At 46.6% G+C, this 6,251-nt stretch carries 5 protein-coding genes and 1 pseudogene; 5 read left to right on the top strand and 1 reads right to left on the bottom strand.

Going from position 1 to position 6,251, the window contains the following annotated elements; genetic code table 11:
* The first annotated feature begins 446 nt into the window (after positions 1–446).
* The 4 genes and pseudogenes from RMO84_RS14085 to RMO84_RS14070 all read left to right on the top strand — a co-directional run bounded on the left by RMO84_RS14085 (position 447) and on the right by RMO84_RS14070 (position 4,711).
* On the top strand, positions 447–2,486 hold the full coding sequence (locus tag RMO84_RS14085; RefSeq protein ID WP_310489081.1) for an AarF/ABC1/UbiB kinase family protein: 2,040 nt from the start codon (positions 447–449) through the stop codon (positions 2,484–2,486).
* A gap of 181 nt (positions 2,487–2,667) precedes the next feature.
* Positions 2,668–3,584, top strand: a pseudogene (crtE, locus tag RMO84_RS14080) (geranylgeranyl diphosphate synthase CrtE).
* Positions 3,585–3,728: 144 nt separating this feature from the next.
* Positions 3,729–4,208 (top strand): divergent PAP2 family protein, encoded by a 480-nt coding sequence (locus tag RMO84_RS14075; protein WP_310489080.1) that lies wholly within the window; start codon positions 3,729–3,731, stop codon positions 4,206–4,208.
* A 284-nt stretch (positions 4,209–4,492) separates the two neighbouring features.
* On the top strand, positions 4,493–4,711 hold the full coding sequence (locus RMO84_RS14070) for a DUF4327 family protein (RefSeq protein ID WP_310489079.1): 219 nt from the start codon (positions 4,493–4,495) through the stop codon (positions 4,709–4,711).
* A 44-nt stretch (positions 4,712–4,755) separates the two neighbouring features.
* On the opposite strand, the gene RMO84_RS14065 is transcribed toward RMO84_RS14070, so the two are convergent.
* Positions 4,756–5,610 carry a tetratricopeptide repeat protein gene (locus tag RMO84_RS14065; RefSeq protein ID WP_310489078.1) on the bottom strand — a complete coding sequence of 285 codons (855 nt, stop codon included), beginning with the start codon at positions 5,608–5,610 and terminating at the stop codon, positions 4,756–4,758.
* Positions 5,611–5,970: 360 nt separating this feature from the next.
* Here RMO84_RS14065 and RMO84_RS14060 point away from each other — a divergent pair.
* Positions 5,971–6,251: DUF6825 family protein (locus tag RMO84_RS14060; RefSeq protein WP_310489077.1), on the top strand; the 281-nt coding region annotated here is incomplete at its 3' end.

The raw sequence follows: 6,251 nt of genomic DNA, 5'->3' as shown, positions 1-6,251 counted from the left end.
CCAGCGTTGATGTAATTGGAAGTCTAGATGCATAGGGAGGATGGGGAGCAGGGAGCAGGGAACGGAGAGCAGGGAGCGGGGAGAATGAGACAAGACAGCGATCCAAATTAATACAGCATCCCATCAATTAACGGGGGTCTGGGGGTCTGGGGTTCGGAGCGACGCGCGCACGCCTTTGTTTCCCGACGGTTTAGCGCGTCAAGACAACCCCCAGATCCGGGTTCTGTCCCCACTAGGAAAAACGCAGCCCACAAGTGTAGATCGTTTGCCATCAAGCTTAGTACCAGCATTACCCTGAAACCTAAAGCCGCACGATCGGAAGTCCGCTCCCCAATTATGAGGAAAACCCCCAGCCTTTAATCATCCGCACACAGTAAAGTAGATAATATCCCCAGTGAGTTCGCAGAATTGTTACAATACTTAACAGGGCTAAATACTATCACCTCATGAACACCACACCTTCTACTCAGTCTGCACCAGAGATGAATCGAGTCGATGCTCCGTCTAACCAGCCAGTAGCAGCCGTATCCACCGAACTAGTGGCTGATGCAGAAGTTGTGAATTCCCGTAGAGTCAAAGAAATTACCGACGAAACCTGGCTGGGGTACGATCCGATCGCGATCGCGCAGTATTACAGCAGTCAGCCCCTGAAGGTGTTTGCCCGCTTCATTAGTATCTTTTTGCCAATCGTCAATTTCGCATTGGGATTGTGGTTCGATAAAATTACCAATCGTTCCAAACAAAACCTCGGCAAACGTGCCACTCAAATTCGCAGATTGCTGACCAAATTAGGGCCAGCATATATCAAAATCGGTCAGGCACTCTCGACACGTCCCGACCTCGTACCGCCCCAATTTCTAGAAGAATTAGCTCAATTACAAGATAATATTCCCGCTTTTTCTAACGAGATTGCCTATCAATTTATCGAAGAAGAATTAGGCGACCGACCCGAAGCAATTTATGCCGAAATTAGCGATTTACCGATCGCCGCAGCTTCTCTCGGCCAAGTATATAAAGGTAAACTTTGGAGCGGTGAAGATGTCGCGATCAAAGTCCAACGCCCTGGATTAGCAGATAGTATCGCTTTAGATTTGCATGTCGTTCGGACTTTATCAATGTGGGCGCAAACTAATTTTCCACAAATTCGCAGCAATTTAGTCTCGATCGTCGATGAATTTGCCGAACGCATTTTCGAGGAGATGGATTACGAGAACGAAGGACACAACGCCGAAAAGTTTGCCGAATTGTACGGTGGGATGCAAGATATCTATGTCCCCAGTATTTACTGGCAATATACGGGCAGACGCGTCCTGACAATGGAGTGGATTACCGGCACAAAATTAACCAATCTTGAAGCAGTCGCCGCTCAGGGACTCAATGCTACCTACTTAGTTGAAGTCGGTGTCCAGTGCTCGCTCCGCCAGTTATTAGAACATGGTTTCTTTCATGCCGATCCGCATCCAGGGAATTTACTCGCTACCCCCGATGGTAAATTAGCTTACCTGGATTTTGGGATGATGAGCCAAGTCAAACCATATCAACGTTATGGTTTAGTCGAAGCGATCGTGCATTTAGTCAATCGCGATTTTGATGGGTTGGGACGAGATTTTGTTAAGTTAGAATTTCTGACTCCCGATACCGATCTCACGCCGATTATTCCGGCTTTATCTTATGTATTTAATAGTTCCCTCGGCGCGAGTAGTACCAATATTGCCGATCTAGATTTCAAGAGCGTCACCGACCAATTGTCAGGCGTGATGTACGAATTTCCGTTCCAAGTGCCCGCTTATTATGCCTTGATCTTGCGATCGCTAGCCACCCTCGAAGGGATTGCCATTTCGGTCGATCCGGAATTTAAAGTATTGGCAAAAGCTTATCCCTATGTTGCCAAACGACTGCTCACAGATACCGCTCCTGACCTCAGAAACTCCCTCAAAGAACTCTTATTTAAAGATGGTTCCTTCCGCTGGAATCGCTTGGAAAATCTCCTCAACAATGCCCGCAGTAGCGACGAGTACGATCTCAATCAAGTCATCGACCAAACCTTAGACTTTATTCTCTCCGATCGCGGCACCTTTATCCGCGATTATCTCGCCGACGAAATCGTGCGCGGCTTAGATAATTTTGGCAACAATACCCTCCAAAGTGTCACTCACGCCATTCAAAAGGGGATCGGCATGAAGGTACCCACCACCCCTGCAAACGCCCAACCCACATCGAATGGACTCGAACACATCCAGCGGATTTGGGGCATCTTACAGCAGACCAAAGGCTTCGATCCGGCGATCGTTTTACCTCGGATTCCTCAACTCTTGATGAAATCCGAAACCCAATCCTTCGGGCAAAAGATCGCCAGCGGTTTAACCCAAAGAATGGCTGCCCGCTTGATTCGCGAGGTCTTATTGCAAGATGTCCCCGCCGAAGTTGCCGTCCAAGATCGACCTCAACTAGCTTTACCCACTCGCCGCACCATGTCCAAAGTCTAGATCGCACTGTAGAGAGAGTGGTGTTTAAAAGATAAGGATGCTTGCGTCCTAAACAGACAAGTCGATAATTTAGCCCCTGTTCCCTACTCTCTATCCCCTATCCCCTAAAAAGAGCCAATCCCTCGTAAAATAGTTGAGACAAGATCTGCAAAGATTGTCCCTCTATTCTCTAGCGCGCGCAATGACTAGTAACCAGGAAATCTCTTCCCCTATGACCTTCGATCTGGCGGCTTATCTTGCCGAGCGGCAGCCCCAGATCGAGGTAGCCTTGGATGCAGCCATCCGTCCTGGCTACCCGGACACCATTTATGAAGCGATGAGGTATTCGTTACTAGCTGGTGGCAAGCGGCTGCGTCCGATGTTGTGTATTGCCAGTTGCGAGCTGATTGGCGGTAGTGCCGATTTAGTCGTGCCGATGGCTTGCGCGCTCGAAATGGTGCATACCATGTCGCTGATCCATGACGATTTACCGGCAATGGATAACGATGATTATCGGCGGGGCAAGCTGACAAATCATAAAGTTTATGGTGAAGATATCGCGATCCTGGCTGGGGACGGATTGCTAGCCTATTCGTTTGAGTATATCGCGACCCAGACTCAAGGCGTCAGTGCCGATCGAGTGCTTCAGGCGATTGCCCATTTAGCCAGAGCGTCTGGTGCTAATGGTTTAGTCGGTGACAAGTTGTCGATCTCGAATCCGAAGGCAAATCGGATATTTCGGTAGAGACACTCACCTATATCCACAACCACAAAACAGGTGCCCTACTCAAAGCTTGCGTCGTCTGCGGCGCAATTTTAGCCGGAGCCACTGCACCAGAAATCGAAAAACTCGCTAAATTCGCTGACAATATCGGTTTAGCCTTCCAAATCATCGATGATATTCTCGATATCACCGCTACCCAAGCCGAACTCGGCAAAACCGCAGGCAAAGATCTCGAAGCCCAAAAAGCCACCTATCCGAAACTGTGGGGACTGGAAGAATCCAAACGCCAAGCTGATAAACTAGTAGCGGAAGCAAAAACTATTTTGAATGAGTTTGGAGATCGTGCTAAGCCCCTTCAAGCACTAGCCGATTACATCACCGATCGCAAAAATTAATCTAACCACTGGGGATATCGATCTACTATCTGGTTGAACGATGCAAATGCGATCGCTCGCGCTTGAGTGGAATCCCGCTTCACAGCTACGAATGCTCGGTCTGAGCTATTGCTTTTAGTCCTTTCTTCACTTTAGGTTATTTACGTGGTTAGTAAGGCAGCCCCAATTGTTAACGACATCGCTCAAATTCTGGATAACCGGATTTTACTAGTGGCGGTTGCTGCTTGTCTAATCGCTCAAGTCCTCAAACTGATTATTGACGTCATCCAAAATGGTAAATTTAGCGTCAAAGTCTTGACGACTACCGGCGGCATGCCGAGTGCCCATTCGGCTCTAGTTACCGCTCTGGCAGCGGGTGTCGGTGAAAGTTTGGGTTGGAAAAGTGCTGAGTTTGCGATCGCGACTATTTTTGCGATCGTGGTGATGTATGATGCTGCTGGCGTTCGTCAAGCAGCCGGCAAACAAGCGCGCATTCTCAACCAAATGATCGAAGAATTATTCTCTGAAGACCACAAGTTTAATGAGGTAAAACTTAAGGAATTGTTAGGGCATACCCCCGTCCAAGTGATTGCCGGTTCGGTTTTGGGAATTGCAATTAATTGGTTATTTGCCGGACTGCAATAATTAGAGTGGTAAGTTGGCTGAGTGACAATAATCGCTCGGTTCCATCAAAGGATAATCGATTCAACGATCGTAGCAAACTACACGGCAAAGCTAATAATTACATTAAATATAGCCGCGATCTACCCTAAAGATCGACTACAATAAAAGTTGACAATGTTCGGGATCGTACGGTACAAATACAAGAGCAAACTTCCCTCGCGGATTGTAAGAGCCGAGATAGAAAGCAGGCATTTAGCGAGCAGTAATTTTTAATTTTAAGCATTCACACAATTAAATCTTTATCTATGACCCAGCAAGTACTTCACCCAATGGTGAAAATGCAACGTCAAGTCGAATCTTTGGTCGCATCCAAGATTCTCAGTCCGAGCGATCGCATCTGGAAAATTGCCTTTCTCTACGGTGACAAATGGCAACATTGGAAAAATGAATTACTAGATTTTGGTTTCACACTCCAAGATCCCGTCAGCGAACTACTCGAAGTCGAAGCTTGGGATGAAGATTAAATTGAGTAGTTAAGTTTATCGGCTCAGTCTTTTAAAGCTCCAGTCTATGAACGTTTAAGTTTAGCGATCCGCTCGACTATTTTCTGATACTCTACAGTTTTGGCTTGTTTCAAATATAGTTGAGCCGATCGCTCGTAGTTTTCGATTGCTGATTGCTTACGAGCTATTTTAATTAGAGCTTCACCTCGGAGATAGTAAGCAAAAGCATCGTTAGGGGCGATCTTAATTGCTCGATCGAAATCTACTATTGCTCCCCGAACGTCACCCAAATGGTGCCGCGCAATACCCCGACCTAGATAAGAAACTACATGAGTGGGTTCGAGTTGCATCGCGCGATCGTAATCTGCAATAGCTCCCTGCTTATCCTCTAACCTAAGTTTGCTGAAAGCCCGCAATTGATAAGCAGAAACATCATTAGGTTTGAGTACAATTGCCCGATCATAATCTTCGATCGCTCTTCGATAGTCGCCTAAGTCAGCTCGATTCATACCTCTGTGATAGAAGTCGGAAGCCCGGTTGGGATTGATTTGAATTGCTTGGTTCAGATCGACGATCGCTTCCTTAAACTTATGCATATCATGTAGAGCGTAACTCCTACCACTATAAGAGGAATTATCATCGGGCTTACGTTGAATCGCTTGGGTGAAGTCCGCAATTGCTCCTTGGTTATTACCTAATTTGAGCCGAGCGTAACCGCGCATACAATAAGCATAATCATCATTAATCTTGAGATCGATCGCTTGTGTAAAATCAGCAATTGCGGCCTGAGTGTCACCTTGGAAAAACTTAAAACTACCAAAAATGGTATGGGAATAAAGACTTACTAAGGCTCCAACTCCGCACGCGATCGCAATTGTAGAAGCTATGTAAGGATTTAGCTTAGCTTTGGATGCTGACATATGATTTGAAGCAGCTAGCTGTAGAATAGATAATTCAGAGATAGCTTACCCACTTTTGCTAAAATTCGATCTTTAAACTTTGGATTTAGAGGCTTGGTTGGTTAGGGTTCCCATCAATGGTGTCTTGTTTGTAGGTCGTGTCATCCTCGATCTAAGACCGATTGGTAGATGGGAACACAGATGTTAGCAGGGGGTAAGCCGATCTCGATTAGATCGTCGAGCTGCATTTTTGTGCGCACCATTGGATCGATTGCGATCTCGATCCTTAATTTAAAGTTAGACCGATCGATAGCCCCAACCGCTACAGTCAACGCGTTATAATTCTTTACGGACGCCCAATCAATCGTAGCTATCGATACTATGACCAAGCCCATACTCAATAGTTTTTTTGTCGGTCGTGCCCTAGCACAATCTTTGAACGATAAGCTAGGTGAGACTTTGACTTATACGTTGAGCGAACTAGGTAAAGTCAATGCCGAACAAGGTGAAAAACTCCGTCAGTTTACCCAAGAAGTAATCGAGCGTGCAGCCCGCGAGACTAACACCGCTGGTGGGCATACTACTACAGTTAGCTCGACAGGGCAAACTGTTGATATTCAAGAGACAGTTGACGAACTCCGCGCTGAAATCGCTAGACTCAG

The sequence above is a fragment of the Chamaesiphon sp. VAR_69_metabat_338 genome (assembly GCF_031423935.1).
Taxonomy (GTDB): domain Bacteria; phylum Cyanobacteriota; class Cyanobacteriia; order Cyanobacteriales; family Chamaesiphonaceae; genus Chamaesiphon.
The sequence above is the reverse complement of the archived record's forward strand: the minus strand, read 5'-3'. Positions and strand labels throughout refer to the sequence as shown.